Source organism: Streptomyces sp. NPDC088124 (assembly GCF_040685895.1).
Classification (GTDB): domain Bacteria; phylum Actinomycetota; class Actinomycetes; order Streptomycetales; family Streptomycetaceae; genus Streptomyces.
In genome coordinates, this window is the sequence record NZ_JBFBJB010000031.1 from 57,284 (window position 1) to 71,367 (window position 14,084).

At 69.1% G+C, this 14,084-nt stretch carries 12 protein-coding genes; 7 read left to right on the forward strand and 5 right to left on the reverse strand.

Going from position 1 to position 14,084, the window contains the following annotated elements; all coding sequences use genetic code 11:
• Window positions 1-146: 146 nt before the first annotated feature.
• Together AB0P17_RS25010 and AB0P17_RS25015 are read right to left on the reverse strand one after the other, a co-directional pair.
• Window positions 147-1,526, reverse strand: coding sequence for an aspartate aminotransferase family protein (locus tag AB0P17_RS25010; RefSeq protein WP_365814135.1), 1,380 nt, complete (start codon window positions 1,524-1,526; stop codon window positions 147-149).
• The gene (locus AB0P17_RS25015) at window positions 1,511-1,951 is read right to left on the reverse strand and encodes an Lrp/AsnC family transcriptional regulator (RefSeq protein WP_365814179.1); all 441 of its coding nucleotides are present in this window, start codon (window positions 1,949-1,951) and stop codon (window positions 1,511-1,513) included. Before AB0P17_RS25015 ends, AB0P17_RS25010 begins: the two co-directional genes overlap by 16 nt.
• A 290-nt stretch (window positions 1,952-2,241) precedes the next feature.
• Here AB0P17_RS25015 and AB0P17_RS25020 point away from each other — a divergent pair, with 290 nt between their 5' ends.
• Both AB0P17_RS25020 and AB0P17_RS25025 read left to right on the forward strand, forming a co-directional pair.
• Entirely contained in the window at window positions 2,242-3,681 is a 1,440-nt protein-coding gene (locus AB0P17_RS25020; protein WP_365814136.1) for a gamma-aminobutyraldehyde dehydrogenase, read from the forward strand.
• Between the two features lie 235 nt (window positions 3,682-3,916).
• Window positions 3,917-4,459 carry an HXXEE domain-containing protein gene (locus tag AB0P17_RS25025; protein WP_365814138.1) on the forward strand — a complete coding sequence of 181 codons (543 nt, stop codon included), beginning with the start codon at window positions 3,917-3,919 and terminating at the stop codon, window positions 4,457-4,459.
• Window positions 4,460-4,633: 174 nt separating this feature from the next.
• Here AB0P17_RS25025 and AB0P17_RS25030 read toward each other — a convergent pair whose 3' ends face one another.
• Complete coding sequence (locus AB0P17_RS25030; RefSeq protein ID WP_365814180.1) at window positions 4,634-5,437, reverse strand: glycerophosphodiester phosphodiesterase; 804 nt, start codon at window positions 5,435-5,437, stop codon at window positions 4,634-4,636.
• A 17-nt stretch (window positions 5,438-5,454) separates the two neighbouring features.
• On the reverse strand, window positions 5,455-6,480 hold the full coding sequence (locus AB0P17_RS25035; RefSeq protein WP_365814139.1) for an adenosine deaminase: 1,026 nt from the start codon (window positions 6,478-6,480) through the stop codon (window positions 5,455-5,457).
• A gap of 190 nt (window positions 6,481-6,670) precedes the next feature.
• Here AB0P17_RS25035 and AB0P17_RS25040 point away from each other — a divergent pair, with 190 nt between their 5' ends.
• Window positions 6,671-7,435, forward strand: coding sequence for a DUF4190 domain-containing protein (locus tag AB0P17_RS25040; protein WP_365814140.1), 765 nt, complete (start codon window positions 6,671-6,673; stop codon window positions 7,433-7,435).
• A gap of 332 nt (window positions 7,436-7,767) precedes the next feature.
• Here the strand turns inward: AB0P17_RS25040 and AB0P17_RS25045 are convergent, their stop codons facing one another.
• Window positions 7,768-8,340 (reverse strand): NADAR family protein, encoded by a 573-nt coding sequence (locus AB0P17_RS25045; protein WP_365814181.1) that lies wholly within the window; start codon window positions 8,338-8,340, stop codon window positions 7,768-7,770.
• A gap of 272 nt (window positions 8,341-8,612) precedes the next feature.
• Here AB0P17_RS25045 and AB0P17_RS25050 point away from each other — a divergent pair, with 272 nt between their 5' ends.
• The 4 genes from AB0P17_RS25050 (at window position 8,613) to AB0P17_RS25065 (ending at window position 13,911) form a co-directional block, all read left to right on the forward strand.
• Window positions 8,613-10,133 (forward strand): gamma-aminobutyraldehyde dehydrogenase, encoded by a 1,521-nt coding sequence (locus tag AB0P17_RS25050; RefSeq protein ID WP_365814142.1) that lies wholly within the window; start codon window positions 8,613-8,615, stop codon window positions 10,131-10,133.
• A 106-nt stretch (window positions 10,134-10,239) separates the two neighbouring features.
• On the forward strand, window positions 10,240-11,514 hold the full coding sequence (locus tag AB0P17_RS25055) for a spermidine/putrescine ABC transporter substrate-binding protein (RefSeq protein ID WP_365814143.1): 1,275 nt from the start codon (window positions 10,240-10,242) through the stop codon (window positions 11,512-11,514).
• A gap of 205 nt (window positions 11,515-11,719) precedes the next feature.
• Window positions 11,720-12,970, forward strand: a complete 1,251-nt coding sequence (locus AB0P17_RS25060) for an ABC transporter ATP-binding protein (protein ID WP_365814144.1) — start codon at window positions 11,720-11,722, stop codon at window positions 12,968-12,970.
• Window positions 12,967-13,911 carry an ABC transporter permease gene (locus tag AB0P17_RS25065; protein WP_365814145.1) on the forward strand — a complete coding sequence of 315 codons (945 nt, stop codon included), beginning with the start codon at window positions 12,967-12,969 and terminating at the stop codon, window positions 13,909-13,911. The genes AB0P17_RS25060 and AB0P17_RS25065 overlap by 4 nt, the downstream gene beginning before the upstream one ends.
• Window positions 13,912-14,084: the final 173 nt, after the last annotated feature.

Below are 14,084 nucleotides of genomic sequence, written 5' to 3' on the forward strand. Positions count from 1 at the left end.
CAGGTGCAGCCCTATCTCACCCGAAAGAGGGCACATCCGGCCGCTTGTTCGGCTCCGTACGGGTTGTGCGGCTCCGTACGGGGCGAGCACGGCGGACAGGGCCCCCGCGGGAACCTCATGCTCCGCGCGGGCCCCGTGCCGCCCGCTCAGAGCTTCGTCCACGCCTCCGTGAGTACGGACCGGAGGATGCCCTCGATCTCGTCGAACGTGGACTGGTCGGAGATCAGTGGCGGCGCGAGCTGCACCACGGGGTCGCCCCGGTCGTCGGCGCGGCAGTACAGCCCGCTGTCGTACAGCTTCTTGGAGAGGAAGCCGTACAGGACACGCTCCGTCTCCTCGTCCGTGAACGTCTCCTTCGTGGCCTTGTCCTTCACCAGTTCGATGCCGTAGAAGAAGCCGTTGCCGCGGACGTCGCCCACAACGGGCAGGTCGTGGAGCTTCTTCAATGTGCTGAAGAACGCGGCCTCGTTGTCGAGCACATGCTGGTTGAGGCCCTCCCGCTCGAAGATGTCGAGGTTGGCGAGGCCGACCGCCGCCGAGACCGGGTGACCGCCGAACGTGTAGCCGTGCAGGAACGTGTTGTTGCCCTGGTAGAACGGCTCGGCGAGCCGGTCGGAGACGATGCAGGCGCCGATCGGGGAGTAGCCGGATGTCATCCCCTTGGCGCAGGTGATCATGTCGGGTATGTAGTCGAACTTGTCGCAGGCGAACATCGTGCCGAGTCGGCCGAAGGCACAGATGACCTCGTCGGAGACGAGCAGGACGTCGTACCGGTCACAGATCTCGCGGACCCGCTGGAAGTAGCCGGGCGGCGGGGGGAAGCAGCCACCCGCGTTCTGCACCGGTTCCAGGAAGACCGCCGCGACCGTCTCGGGCCCTTCGAAGAGGATCTCCTGCTCGATCTGGTCGGCCGCCCAGCGTCCGAACGCCTCCGGATCGTCCCCGTACAGCGGGGCGCGGTAGATGTTGGTGTTCGCGACCTTGTGCGCGCCCGGGACGAGCGGCTCGAACGGTGCCTTCAGGGCGGGCAGCCCGGTGATGGACAGTGCGCCCTGCGGCGTGCCGTGGTAGGCGACGGCGCGCGAGATGACCTTGTACTTGGTCGGCTTGCCCGTCAGCCTGAAGTACTGCTTGGCCAGCTTCCAGGCGGTCTCGACGGCCTCGCCGCCGCCCGTGGTGAAGAAGACCTTGTTGAGATCACCGGGGGCGTAGTGGGCGAGCCGCTCGGCGAGTTCGACGGCCTTCGGGTGGGCGTACGACCACACAGGGAAGAAGCCCAGGTCCTGGCCCTGCTTGTAGGCGGCCTCGGCCAGTTCGTGCCGGCCGTGGCCGGCGTTGACCACGAAGAGCCCCGAGAGGCCGTCCAGGTAGCGCTTGCCCTGGTCGTCGTAGATGTAGGTGCCCTCGCCCCGCACGATGGTGGGCACGGGTGCGTTCTCGTACGACGACATGCGGGTGAAGTGCATCCACAGATGGTCGTACGCGGTCTTGGATAGGTCCTTGCTCACGGCTATCGGGTTCCCCACATGTAGGTCTGCTTCTTCAGCTTCAGGTAGACGAAGCTCTCGGTGGAGCGCACGCCGGGGAGCGCGCGGATCCGCTTGTTGATCACTTCCAGCAGGTGGTCGTCGTCCTCGCAGACGATCTCCACCATCAGGTCGAAGGAGCCCGCGGTCATCACCACGTACTCGCACTCCGGCATCTCCGAGAGCGCGTCCGCGACGGTTTCCAGGTCACCTTCGACATTGATGCCGACCATTGCCTGGCGCCGGAAGCCGACGGTGAGCGGGTCCGTGACCGCGACAATCTGCATCACTCCCTGATCGAGCAGCTTCTGGACGCGCTGGCGTACGGCCGCCTCGGAGAGGCCGACCGCCTTGCCGATCGCGGCGTACGGGCGGCGTCCGTCCTGCTGGAGCTGTTCGATGATCGCGAGCGACACGGAGTCGATCGACGGCGAGGAGCCGTTCCCGGTCCTGGGCTCCGGCCCGGAGTGTGCCTGTGGGGGTGTCCGGGAGTCCGTCTTCGATTTGTTTCTGGAGTCTGTGCTACGGCTGGCCACGCGTTTCACTGTGCACCGCGAGTCGTCCGTATCGCAACCCCGAATCGATGAAATTCGTTGTTCGAGAGGTCTGATCTCACCGAATCCGAAGTTGTGAGGGGTCAGGTCTGTTGAAAGCGTCGATCGAGCGATTAGGGTGGGTGTCTCACCCATCGGACATCTGACAGGGAGGGGTGGCAGTGACCACCGAGCTGCGCCGGCTGCGTAACTACATCAACGGGGAGTTCCGGGACGCCGCTGACGGGCGGACCATCGAGGTGATCGACCCGACCACGGGCGATGCGTACGCCACGTCCCCGCTCTCGGGGAAGGCCGATGTCGACGCAGCCATGGAGGCCGCTGCCGCCGCCTTCCCGGCCTGGCGGGACACCACACCGGCCGAGCGTCAGAAGGTCCTGCTGAAGATCGCGGACGCCTTCGAGGAGCGCGCGGAGGACCTGATCGCAGCCGAGTCCGAGAACACGGGCAAGCCGATCGAGCTCACCCGCACCGAAGAGATCCCGCCGATGGTGGATCAGATCCGTTTCTTCGCGGGCGCCGCCCGCATGCTCGAAGGCCGGTCGGCCGGGGAGTACATGGACGGTTTCACCTCCATCGTGCGGCGTGAGCCGGTCGGTGTCTGCGCGCAGGTCGCGCCGTGGAACTACCCGATGATGATGGCCGTATGGAAGTTCGCGCCGGCGCTCGCCGCGGGCAACACCGTCGTGCTCAAGCCGTCGGACACCACCCCCGCGTCGACGGTGCTGATGGCCGAGATCATCGGTGCGATCGTCCCCAAGGGTGTCTTCAACGTCATCTGCGGCGACCGCGACAGCGGCCGGGCTATGGTCGAGCACCCGACGCCCGCGATGGCCTCCATCACCGGCTCCGTACGGGCCGGGATGCAGGTCGCCGAGTCGGCGGCCAAGGACGTCAAGCGGGTCCATCTGGAACTGGGCGGCAAGGCGCCGGTCGTCGTCTTCGAGGATGTCGACCTGGCGAAGGCCGTCGAGGACATCGCGGTGGCGGGGTACTTCAACGCGGGGCAGGACTGTACGGCGGCTACGCGCGTTCTCGTCCACGAGTCGATCCACGACGAGTTCGTGACGGCGCTGGCGAAGGCGGCGGCCGACACGAAGACGGGCGCGCCGGACGACGAGGACGTGCTCTACGGGCCGCTCAACAACGCCCAGCAGCTTCAGCAGGTCTCCGGCTTCATCGAGCGGCTGCCGGCCCACGCGCGGGTCGAGGCGGGTGGCCACCGGGTCGGCGAGAAGGGCTACTTCTACGCCCCGACCGTCGTCTCCGGCCTCAAGCAGGACGACGAGATCATCCAGAACGAGGTGTTCGGTCCGGTCATCACCGTCCAGTCCTTCACGGACGAGGCGCAGGCCCTGCAGTACGCCAACGGTGTGGAGTTCGCCCTGGCCTCGTCCGTGTGGACGAAGGACCACGCCCGGGCGATGCGGATGTCGAAGGCTCTGGATTTCGGCTGCGTGTGGATCAACACGCACATTCCGCTGGTCGCGGAGATGCCGCACGGAGGCTTCAAGAAGTCGGGTTACGGCAAGGACCTCTCGGCGTACGGCTTCGACGACTACACGCGTATCAAGCACGTGATGACGTCGCTGGACGGCTGATCCTTTCCACCGTGGACACCGGCCCGGAGTGGGCGTCCCACGCGGCGTACGGGGCGGGGAGCGCGGGGCGGGTGTGAGGCGTGGCGTACGGGGCGGCGGAAGGGCGCGGGCGCTTGTTGTACGTGGTGTGTCCGTCCCCCGTGCGCGCCGTACGCGCCGTACGGGGGACGGGAGACGGGGAGGAGGAGCGGGCGAACTCCCGTATACGGGTTGACGTCTGCGGCAGACTTGGCCGATGGGCAGAGACAGTGACCGCACAGATGCCGGCGCCGCCGTCACCTTGGGGCTCCTTGCCGCGTGGGTGGTGCACGACGCGGAGGAACTGGCTACTGGGCCCGGCTGGATCCGGGTGAATCTGCCCGCCCTGCGCGAGCGTTTCCCTGCCGCCCCGGAGCGCCTCTGGCACGCGCTCGGGTCGGTCGACGAACACGAGTTCGCAGTGGCCGTGGGAGTGATGGGCACGATCGTCGCGGCCGCCGCTGTGACGGGTCGGCGTACCGGCGGGCGGTCCGGTTTCTATCAGGGTGCGCTGGATGGTTTCGGCCTGCATGGGCTCGTCCATATCGCCCAGGCGGTGGCCGTGCGTGGTTACACGCCCGGATCCGTCACCTCGCCGCTGCTCGTCGTGCCGTTCACGCTCTGGGCACGGGGCAGGCTGCGGCGCGCCGGCATCCTCAGGCCCGCTCGGGCACGCGACGTGGCGGCCGGGCTGGCGCTGGCCGCAGGCGCCACCGTGTTCTCCCACTCTGTCGCGCGGCGCATCGTCGGCGGAAGGTAGCGCCCGCCCTGCTGAGGTGGCGCGTTCGCCGACGGAGCCCGCGCCGTTCCGTAGTACGCCCGCCCCGTACGCCGCGTGGGTGCCGTGCGGTGAGGGCCCCGTACGCCGCGGGCCGACGGCGTCGCGTGCGCCGTCACGGCACGTGCGTGCACCTTCAGAGCCAGCCGTTCCTGTTCAGCGGCGGATGGCTCCCGGTGTGCCGGGCGTCCCGCGGAGCAGGCCGGACAGTACGTCGATGCGGTTCGTGGTGATCGAATCTGCCCCGCGTTCGATCAGTTTGCGCATGCTGCGCCGCGTGTCCACGGTCCAGGCGGAGACCAGCAGCCCGTCCCTGTGGTTCCGGTCCGCCAGCTCACGACTGACCAGTGCGAAGCGGTAGTTGAGCCAGCGTGGCCGCACCGCCGAGAGGAGTGCGGGGCGTGGCGGTGCGAGGGTCGTCCATGTCATCGCGATCTCGGCGTGCGTGTCGGCGGCGCGTACGGCGAGCATGGTGTCCGGACCGGCGCAGTAGTACACACGGTCCGCGGCGCCGCACTCTCGTACGGTGCCGACGACCGTACGTACGGACGCCGCTGTGGCCCCCGGCAGATCGATCATGAGCCGGCCTTCCCCCGCGCCGTACGGGCCCCGTTCCGGCCCCCGGTGGTCGTCGTGCGCCCCGTCCTGCGGCGGGAGGAGCGCGTCGCGCAGGGTCGGTACCTGTCCGCGCGTCAGCTCGTGCAACTCGTCGTACGTCACCTCGGCCAGCCTCCGGTCATGGCCCCAGAGCCGAGCCAACGTGGCGTCGTGCAGCAGTACGGGTACGCCGTCGCGGGTGAGCCGCACGTCGATCTCGACCGCGTCCGCGCCCCGTTGCCGCGCGGAACGGACCGAGGGAAGGGTGTTCTCCCGCTCGCGGTACGGGTCGCCGCGATGACCGACGGCGACGACCCCCCGCCCCGTACCCGCCCCGTGGCCGCGGTTGCCGCCGTCGCTCATGACGCTGTCACTCATGGTCAGTGCGCGAGCCACTGGGCGGTGTACGTATCGATCTCCTCGGCGAGCCGCTTCTTGCCCGCCGCGTCGAGGAACGACGCCTCGACCCCGTTCTTCGCGAGTTCCGCGATACCGCGCTCGTCAAGGCCGAGCAGCCGCGCCGCGACTCCGTACTCCTTGTTCAGGTCGGTGCCGAACATGGGCGGGTCGTCGCTGTTGACCGTCACCAGCACGCCCGCCGACACCATCGTCCTGATGGGATGCTCTTCGAGATCCGCGACGGCGCGGGTGGCGATGTTGGAGGTGGGGCACACCTCCAGCGGGATCCGGTGCTCGGCGAGGTACGCGAGCAGCTCCGGATCCTGGACGGAGCTGGTGCCGTGGCCGATGCGTTCGGCGCGCAGTTCACGCAGCGCGTCCCAGACGGTCTGTGGTCCCGTCGTCTCACCGGCGTGCGGTACGGAGCGCAGCCCCGCCGCGATCGCCCGGTCGAAGTACGGCTTGAACTGCGGCCTGGGCACACCGATCTCCGGGCCGCCCAGGCCGAAGCCGACCAGCCCCTCGGGGCGCAGGTCCACCGCGAGCCGGGTGGTCTCCTCGGCCGCCTTCAGCCCTGCCTCTCCGGGGATGTCGAAGATCCAGCGCAGTACGACGCCCAGCTCGGCCTCGGCGGCCTTCCGTGCGTCCTCGATGGCTTCCATGAAGGCGTGGTCGGGGATGCCGCGGCTGGTCGAACTGAACGGTGTGATCGTCAGCTCGGCATAGCGGATGTTCTGCCGGGCCATGTCGCTGGCGACCTCGAAGGTCAGCAGCCGTACATCCTCCGGCGTCCGGATCAGATCGACAACGGAGAGATAGACGTCGATGAAGTGGCCGAAGTCGGTGAACGTGAAGAAGTCGACGAGCGCACCGGGGTCGGTGGGTACGGTGGAGTCCGGGTGCCGGGACGCGAGTTCGGCGACGATGCGCGGCGACGCGGAGCCGACATGGTGGACGTGGAGCTCGGCCTTGGGCAGACCGGCGATGAAGGCGCTCGGATCGGTCATCGTGATCCTCCAGGGATGGGGCGGTACGGGGCGGGTACCGGCGGTACGGATAACAGGAGGCGCGGCTTCGCCGGGGCCGCCCTGCGGGCTGCCTGCCGGACGGTTTCCGGGGCAGGGGTCATCGTAGGCCGGGCCGGTTCGGCGCAGTACGGAGGCCGTAGCATGACGGAATTACGAGTGGGGGAGGCCCATGTCAGACAAGAGCGAGCAGCCGTCGGGTGGCTACGAGCCGAGCGATCCCTGGGCGCCGCCGGAGCGCGGGGGACCGCTGGACAAGGCGTCGTCCGGGCAGTCGCACACCCCACAGGGCTCGCAGGCGCCGCCGTCCGCCGGATCCGTGCACGACCAGCCGACGGTCACCGGGATGCCGGCCGCCGGACCTGCCTCCGGCGGAAACGCAAGACCCGGCGCGGGCACAGGGCCTGGACCGGGCGCCGGTGAGGGCGCCGTACCGCCGCCGCCGACCGCTCCCGGAGGACCTGCCAGGCCCACCCCGGGGCCGTACGGCTACCCCGGGACCCAGGAGCAGAGCGCCTCGTACGGTGCGGGGGCGGGCACGGGTTCCGGGTACGGCTATCCCGGCTACCCCAGCGGCGCGTATCCCGGTTACGGCCAGACCGGCTGGCAGCAGGGATCGTCGAACGGCATGGGGATCACGGCGCTCGTGCTCGGGATCCTGGCCGTCGTGACCTTCTGCTTCTGGGGTCTCGGCATCATCCTCGGCGTGCTGGCCCTGATCTTCGGGTTCGTGGGCCGTGGACGGGCCCAGCGGGGCGAGGCGAACAACGCGGGGATGGCCTTGGCGGGCATCATCCTCGGTGCGATCGGCACCTTGATCAGCGCCGCCTTCCTCGGCTTCCTGATCTGGGCGCTTGTGAAGGGCGAGGAGCTCTCCGACAACACGGAGGATCCGTTCGCCACCTCACTCGTCGTCGGCGCCGCGTCCCACCGTTAGGCCTGTTGGTCTCGACAGGCCCACAGGCCCACAGGCCCACAGGCCCACAGGCCCACAGGCCCACAGGCCCACAGGCCCACAGGCCCACAGGCCCACAGGCCCACAGGCCCACCGGCTACGGTCTACGGGGCTACGGGTCTCGCGACAGGGCTACGGGGCCGAAGTACGGGTTCTGTCAGAACTGCTGCGGGTCCCGATGGACCTGCGGGTCCTTCCTGCCGCCCTGAACTTTGGCCCGGACCTCGCACCCGGACCCGGACCCGGACCCGGACCCGGACCCAAGGATTGCTCAAGGCGGGGCGGGAAGCGCGCCGTACCGCGCGCTCCGGCCGTCACCGCCGGTCCGCACGGAGCCGATCGCGTGCCTCCATGAGTGCGAACCCCAGGAGATTGAGCCCACGCCAGTGCGCCGGGTCCGCCGCCCGTTCGTCGTCCGAGGCCAGCCCGATGCCCCAGATCCGGTCCATCGGGCTGGCCTCGACGAGAACCCGCTCGCCGGTGGTCAGCAGATAGGTGCGCAGCGCCGCGTCCTGCCCGAATTTGTGGACACTGCCCGCCACCACGATTCCGTACCGCTCGCGCTCCCAGATGGTCTGGTCGAAGTCGCGTACCAGCCGCCCTGCCTTCTTGGCGAGTGCCGGATTCGCGGCCCGCAGAGCTGCCCGCTCGGCCTCCTCGTCCGCGAAGAGCCGGGCCTTGCTCGCCATCATCCAGTGCTCGGCCGTCGCGTACTCGACCCCGTCGACGGTGAATGGAGAGGGCCACCACTGGCTCAGACAGCTCGGACCGAGCGTGCCGTCCTGCCGTGGTGTGTGACCCCAGAAGTGCAGATACTTGACCGCCTCGCCGCCTTGGACGCGCTCGGCCAACCCGGCTGCTGTGCGTACGGAACTCCCCGTGTTCATCCCCATGCCCGTGAGTCTGCCAGCCGCCACTGACAAGGCCCGTCGGTCGGCTCGCACAACAACCGGCCGTGCGCACCGCACGGGGCCGGCATTCCTGCGGCGCAGGTTCGGATACGGCGCACCGTCGACCGATTCCGTCGCGTAACCAAAAGGCAACAACGGAATCCCTTGTTGAGATGAATGCGCTCTGTCAGGATCTGCACTCAAATCAAGCCGGAACAACAGTTCGTACAAGGGTCGGCGCCCCGTCGGCCGGGACATCGGAGAGCGTCATGGGCAACCGCTTCCAGGTGCGGGACCGTTTCGCGGACGGCGCGCAGTTCATCGGCGGGCGGTCGTGGCCGGGCACCTCGGGACGTACGCACGCCGTCGTGGACCCGGCGACCGGCGAGGACGTGTACACGTACGAACTGGCCGGCCCCACGGACGTGGACGCCGCCGTCGCCGCCGCGCGGGACGCCTTCCCCGACTGGGCCGGCATCACACCCGGTGAGCGCTCCGACGCCCTGCACCGCCTGGCGGGCATCCTCGCCGCCCAGGCTGACGACCTCGCGTACGCCGAATCACTCCAGTGCGGCAAGCCGATCAAGCTCTCCACCGAGTTCGACGTCCCCGGGACCGTCGACAACACCGCCTTCTTCGCGGGCGCCGCACGCCGCCTCGACGGCGCCTCGGCCGGTGAGTACAGCGGCGGCCACACCTCCTCCGTACGCCGCGAGCCGATCGGCGTCGTCGGCTCCGTCGCACCGTGGAACTACCCGCTCCAGATGGCCGCCTGGAAGATCCTCCCCGCCGTAGCGGCGGGGAACACGGTCGTCCTGAAGCCCGCTGAACTCACCCCCTTCACCTCACTGATGTTCGCGCGCGCCGCCCAGGAGGCCGGACTGCCCGACGGCGTGATCAACATCGTCACCGGTGCCGGCCCCGACGCGGGCGAACGCCTCGTCGGCCACCCGGATGTCGCCATGACGTCGTTCACCGGCTCCACCGCCGTCGGGCGGCGCGTCGCAGGGATCGCCACCGCCGCCATACCCGTCAAGCGACTCCACCTCGAACTCGGCGGCAAGGCGCCCTTTCTCGTCTTCGACGACGCGGACCTGGAGGCCGCCGTCCACGGCGCCGTCGCCGCGTCGCTCATCAACGCCGGGCAGGACTGTACGGCGGCCACCAGGGCCTACGTCCAACGCCCGCTGTACGACGCCTTCGTCGGCGGCGTCGCCGACCTCATGGCGAGCGTCCGGCTCGGTGACCCGTTCGACGAGGCGACCGACCTCGGACCGCTCATCTCCCACGCCCACCGCGACCGCGTCGCGGGCTTCGTCGACCGGGCCCGCGGCTACGCCCGCGTCGTCACCGGTGGGGAGTCGCCGGGAGGCGACTGGAAGAACGGCGCCTACTACCGCCCCACACTTGTCACCGACGCCGCGCAGAACAGCGAGATCGTGCAGTCCGAGGTCTTCGGCCCCGTCCTCGTCGTGCTGCCCTTCGACTCCGACGGCGAAGGCATCCGGCTCGCCAATGACACGCCGTACGGTCTCGCGGCCTCCGCGTGGAGCCGCGACGTCTACCGCACCGGCCGCGCGGTGCGCGAGATCAGGGCCGGCTGCGTGTGGGTCAACGACCACATCCCGATCATCAGCGAGATGCCCCACGGCGGCTACAAGGCCAGCGGGTTCGGCAAGGACATGTCGGCGTACTCCTTCGACGAGTACACGCAGCTCAAGCATGTGATGTACGACAACACGGCGGTGGTCAGGAAGGACTGGCACCGCACCGTCTTCGGCGACCGGTAGCGCCGCGTCCCTGGCGCCCCGTACGGGGCGGCGAGCGCTGGGCCGTGTGGCCGCCCCCTTACACGCAGCAGAAGCCGTCGAACCGTCCAGCCGAAGGGCACAGTGCATGGATCAGGTGGATCAGATCGAGCAGACGGAGCCGTACGAGCCCGGCCGCCCGTCCGCGGCACAGTGGGCCGCGATACGTCGCACCATGACCAGCGGGAGGGGCGCCCTCACCCGTCGCTCGATGCTGCGGGCCACCGGGGCCGGTGGCCTCGCGCTCGGCGGGCTCGCCGGACTGGGCGGTTGCGGTATCCCGCCGGCCAAGCGGGAGGGTGCGGGGCCCGCCTCCACCGACCACTCGGCAGAGGAGAAGCGCGTCGTCTTCTCCAACTGGACCGAGTACATGGACGTCAGCGACGACGAGAAGCACTATCCGACCCTTGAGGCGTTCACGAAGCGCACCGGGATCACGGTCAAGTACACCGCTGACATCAACGACAACGTCGAGTTCTTCGGCAAGATCCAGCCGCAGCTCGCGGCCCGCCAGGACACCGGGCGCGATCTCATCTGCGTCACCGACTGGCTGGCCGCCCGCATCATCAGGCTCGGCTGGGCGCAGAAACTCGACCCGTCCCACCTGCCGCACGCCTTCGCTAACCTCTCGGAGCCGTTCCGTTCGCCCGACTGGGACCCGGGCCGCGCCTATACGTACCCCTGGACCGGGATCCCGACCGTCATCGCCTACAACGCCAGGGCGACCGGCGGGCGCACCGTCGACTCGGTCTCTCAGCTCCTGGACGACCCGAAGCTCAAGGGGCGCGTGGCCTTCCTCTCCGAGATGCGCGACACCGTCGGGATGACCCTTCTGGACCTCGGCAAGGACCCTGCGGCCTTCACCGACGACGACTTCGACGCCGCACTCGCCCGGATCCAGAAGGCTGTCGACCGGAGGCAGATACGCCGCTTCACCGGCAACGACTACACCGCCGACCTCGACAAGGGCGACATCGCGGCGTGCGTCGCCTGGGCGGGAGACATCGTCCAGCTCCAGAACGACAACCCGGACATCAAATTCGCCATCCCGCGGGCCGGCTACATGCTGTCCAGTGACAACCTGCTCGTCCCGGCCGAAGCGCGGCACAAGGCCAACGCCGAGCAGCTCATCGACCACTACTACCGGCCTCCGATCGCAGCCCGGCTCGCCGCGTACATCAATTACGTCTGCCCGGTCGACGGCGTGCGCGCCGAGCTGTCCAGAATCGACAAATCGATGGCTGACAACACCCTGATCCTCCCGGACGCGGCGATGGCCGCCGCCTCGCACGCCTTCCGCTCCCTCAGCGCGAAGGAGGAGACGGCGTACGAGCAGAAGTTCGCCCAACTCATCGGCGCCTAGGGCCGTACAGCCCGCCCCGTACGCCGCGGAGTGAAGTGAACGCGGCGGAGTGCTGGGCGGAGTGGGGTGCTGGGTCAGGGACTGATCCAAACGACACACCCTAGCCCCGCCTCGTACGCCTTGCCCGGGTGGCTTCCTACGCCCCGTTGAGCTCCGCGCCGTACGCCCCGTCCGTCCACCTCTCTCATCCCCGGGACCGTGACCCATGACAGAGACCGCATCCACCAGCCGGGGCGACGGCGACGTCCGCCTGACCGGGATCAGCAAGACGTACGGCTCCTTCCGGGCCGTACGGCCGCTCGATCTCACCGTGCCGCAGGGCTCCTTCTTCGCTCTTCTCGGCGCGTCGGGCTGCGGCAAGACCACCACCCTGCGGATGATCGCCGGCCTGGAGGAACCCACCTCCGGGGCGGTCTTCCTGGGCGACAAGGACGTTACGGGGCTCCCTCCGTACAAGCGCCCCGTCAACACCGTGTTCCAGAGCTACGCGCTCTTCCCTCACCTCGACATCTACGAGAACGTCGCCTTCGGGCTGCGCCGCCGCGGCATCAGGTCCGTACGCAAACAGGTCGGCGACATGCTCGACCTCGTCCAGCTCGGCGATCACGCCAAGCGCAAACCGCACCAGCTCTCCGGCGGACAGCAGCAGCGCGTCGCGGTGGCCCGCGCGCTGATCAATCATCCGCGGGTCCTCCTCCTCGACGAGCCGCTCGGCGCGCTCGACCTCAAGCTGCGCCGGCAGATGCAGTGGGAGCTCAAGCGCATCCAGACCGAGGTCGGCATCACCTTCATCCATGTCACCCACGACCAGGAGGAGGCCATGACGATGGCCGACACCGTCGCGGTGATGAACGCGGGGAGGGTCGAACAACTCGGCAGCCCCGCCGACCTCTACGAGAACCCGCGGACCACCTTCGTCGCCAACTTCCTCGGTACGTCCAACCTCATAGAGGCCGAGATCGGCGCCGTACGGGGCGACGACGTGGCGGTCACGGCGGGCGGCGCCCGGCTCGTGCTCCCGCGCGGCCGGTGCTCCGCGCCGGCCGCACGGGGCGGCAGGCTGCTGGTCGGCGTACGCCCCGAGAAAATCTCCCTGACCCACGCGGACGACGCCGACTCGATCCCGGAGGGACGTAACCGTGTATCCGGCCGGATCGCCGCCTCGAGCTTCATCGGCGTCTCCACCCAGTACGTGGTCGACAGCGCCGCCTGCCCCGAACTGGAGGTGTACGCGCAGAACATCGAACGCGACAGCCGGCTCGCCCCCGGCGCCGACGTCGTCCTGCACTGGAACCCAGCGCACACCTTCGGTCTGGACGCCGCGCAGTCACCCCTCGCCGGGACAACGGGGGGCGAGGGCGTCAGCAGAGCCCCCGACGGCGCCACCACGGCTCTCGACGGGGGTGCCGCGCGCCCAGGTGCCGATACGCGCGCCCCCGGAGGGGCAAGCGCATGACCACCACCGCAGTCCCGCCCGGCACGCCCACCCCGCCGTCCGCCACGGAGCCGGGACCCACTGTGAGCAAGCCCTCCACGCGCCGACGCCTCGTTCCGTACTGGCTGCTCCTGCCCGGCATTCTCTGGCTGCTGGTCTTCTTCGCGCTGCCGATGGTCTACCAGGCGTCTACTTCTGTGCAGACCGGATCCCTGGAGGAGGGGTTCCAGGTCACGTGGCACTTCCCGACGTACTGGGACGCGTTTCGCGAGTACTACCCGCAGTTCGTCCGCTCACTGCTGTACGCGGGCACCGCCACCCTCCTGTGTCTGCTGCTCGGGTACCCCCTCGCGTACCTCATCGCCTTCAGGGCGGGCCGCTGGCGCAAACTGCTGCTGGTCCTGGTCATCGCGCCGTTCTTTACCAGCTTCCTGATCCGTACGCTCGCCTGGAAGACGATCCTGGCGGACGGCGGCGCCGTGGTCGGTGTACTGGACACCCTGCACGTCCTCGACGTGACCAGTTGGCTGGGCTGGACCGAGGGCAACCGCGTCCTGGCGACGCCCATGGCAGTGGTCTGCGGTCTGACGTACAACTTCCTCCCCTTCATGATCCTGCCGCTGTACACGTCGCTGGAACGCATCGACAGCCGGCTGCACGAGGCCGCCGGGGACCTGTACGCCAGGCCGCTGACGACCTTCCGGACGGTTACGTTCCCGCTCTCCATGCCCGGTGTCGTCTCCGGCACACTGCTCACCTTCATCCCCGCCAGCGGGGACTACGTCAACGCGGAACTGCTCGGTTCGACCGACACCAAGATGGTCGGCAGCGTCATCCAGACGCAGTTCCTGCGCGTCCTCGACTATCCGACGGCCGCCGCGCTCTCGTTCATCCTTATGGCGGTCGTCCTGCTGATGGTCACTTTCTACATCCGCCGAGCCGGGACGGAGGACCTGGTCTGATGAGTCCGAAGAGTTCGAAGGGTGTGAGGGCCCCGGAGGCAACCGGCTCGACCGGCTCGACCGGCTCGACGGGGGTGGCTGGGGCCACGGGGGCGACGGACCCTGCGCGGCGTACGGGGCGTACGCGGCGCACGGGGCATTCCGAGGCCCCGGAGCTGCTGGAGCGCGTGGCG

What these genes read in the sequence shown, in the direction of transcription:
- AB0P17_RS25025 (WP_365814138.1), top strand. Translation starts at nt 3,917, where the DNA reads ATGGGCAGAGACAGTGACCGCACAGATGCCGGCGCCGCCGTCACCTTG.
- AB0P17_RS25030 (WP_365814180.1), bottom strand. Translation starts at nt 5,437, where the DNA reads ATGAGCGACGGCGGCAACCGCGGCCACGGGGCGGGTACGGGGCGGGGG.
- AB0P17_RS25035 (WP_365814139.1), bottom strand. Translation starts at nt 6,480, where the DNA reads ATGACCGATCCGAGCGCCTTCATCGCCGGTCTGCCCAAGGCCGAGCTC.
- AB0P17_RS25040 (WP_365814140.1), top strand. Translation starts at nt 6,671, where the DNA reads ATGTCAGACAAGAGCGAGCAGCCGTCGGGTGGCTACGAGCCGAGCGAT.
- AB0P17_RS25045 (WP_365814181.1), bottom strand. Translation starts at nt 8,340, where the DNA reads ATGAACACGGGGAGTTCCGTACGCACAGCAGCCGGGTTGGCCGAGCGC.
- AB0P17_RS25050 (WP_365814142.1), top strand. Translation starts at nt 8,613, where the DNA reads ATGGGCAACCGCTTCCAGGTGCGGGACCGTTTCGCGGACGGCGCGCAG.
- AB0P17_RS25055 (WP_365814143.1), top strand. Translation starts at nt 10,240, where the DNA reads ATGGATCAGGTGGATCAGATCGAGCAGACGGAGCCGTACGAGCCCGGC.
- AB0P17_RS25060 (WP_365814144.1), top strand. Translation starts at nt 11,720, where the DNA reads ATGACAGAGACCGCATCCACCAGCCGGGGCGACGGCGACGTCCGCCTG.
- AB0P17_RS25065 (WP_365814145.1), top strand. Translation starts at nt 12,967, where the DNA reads ATGACCACCACCGCAGTCCCGCCCGGCACGCCCACCCCGCCGTCCGCC.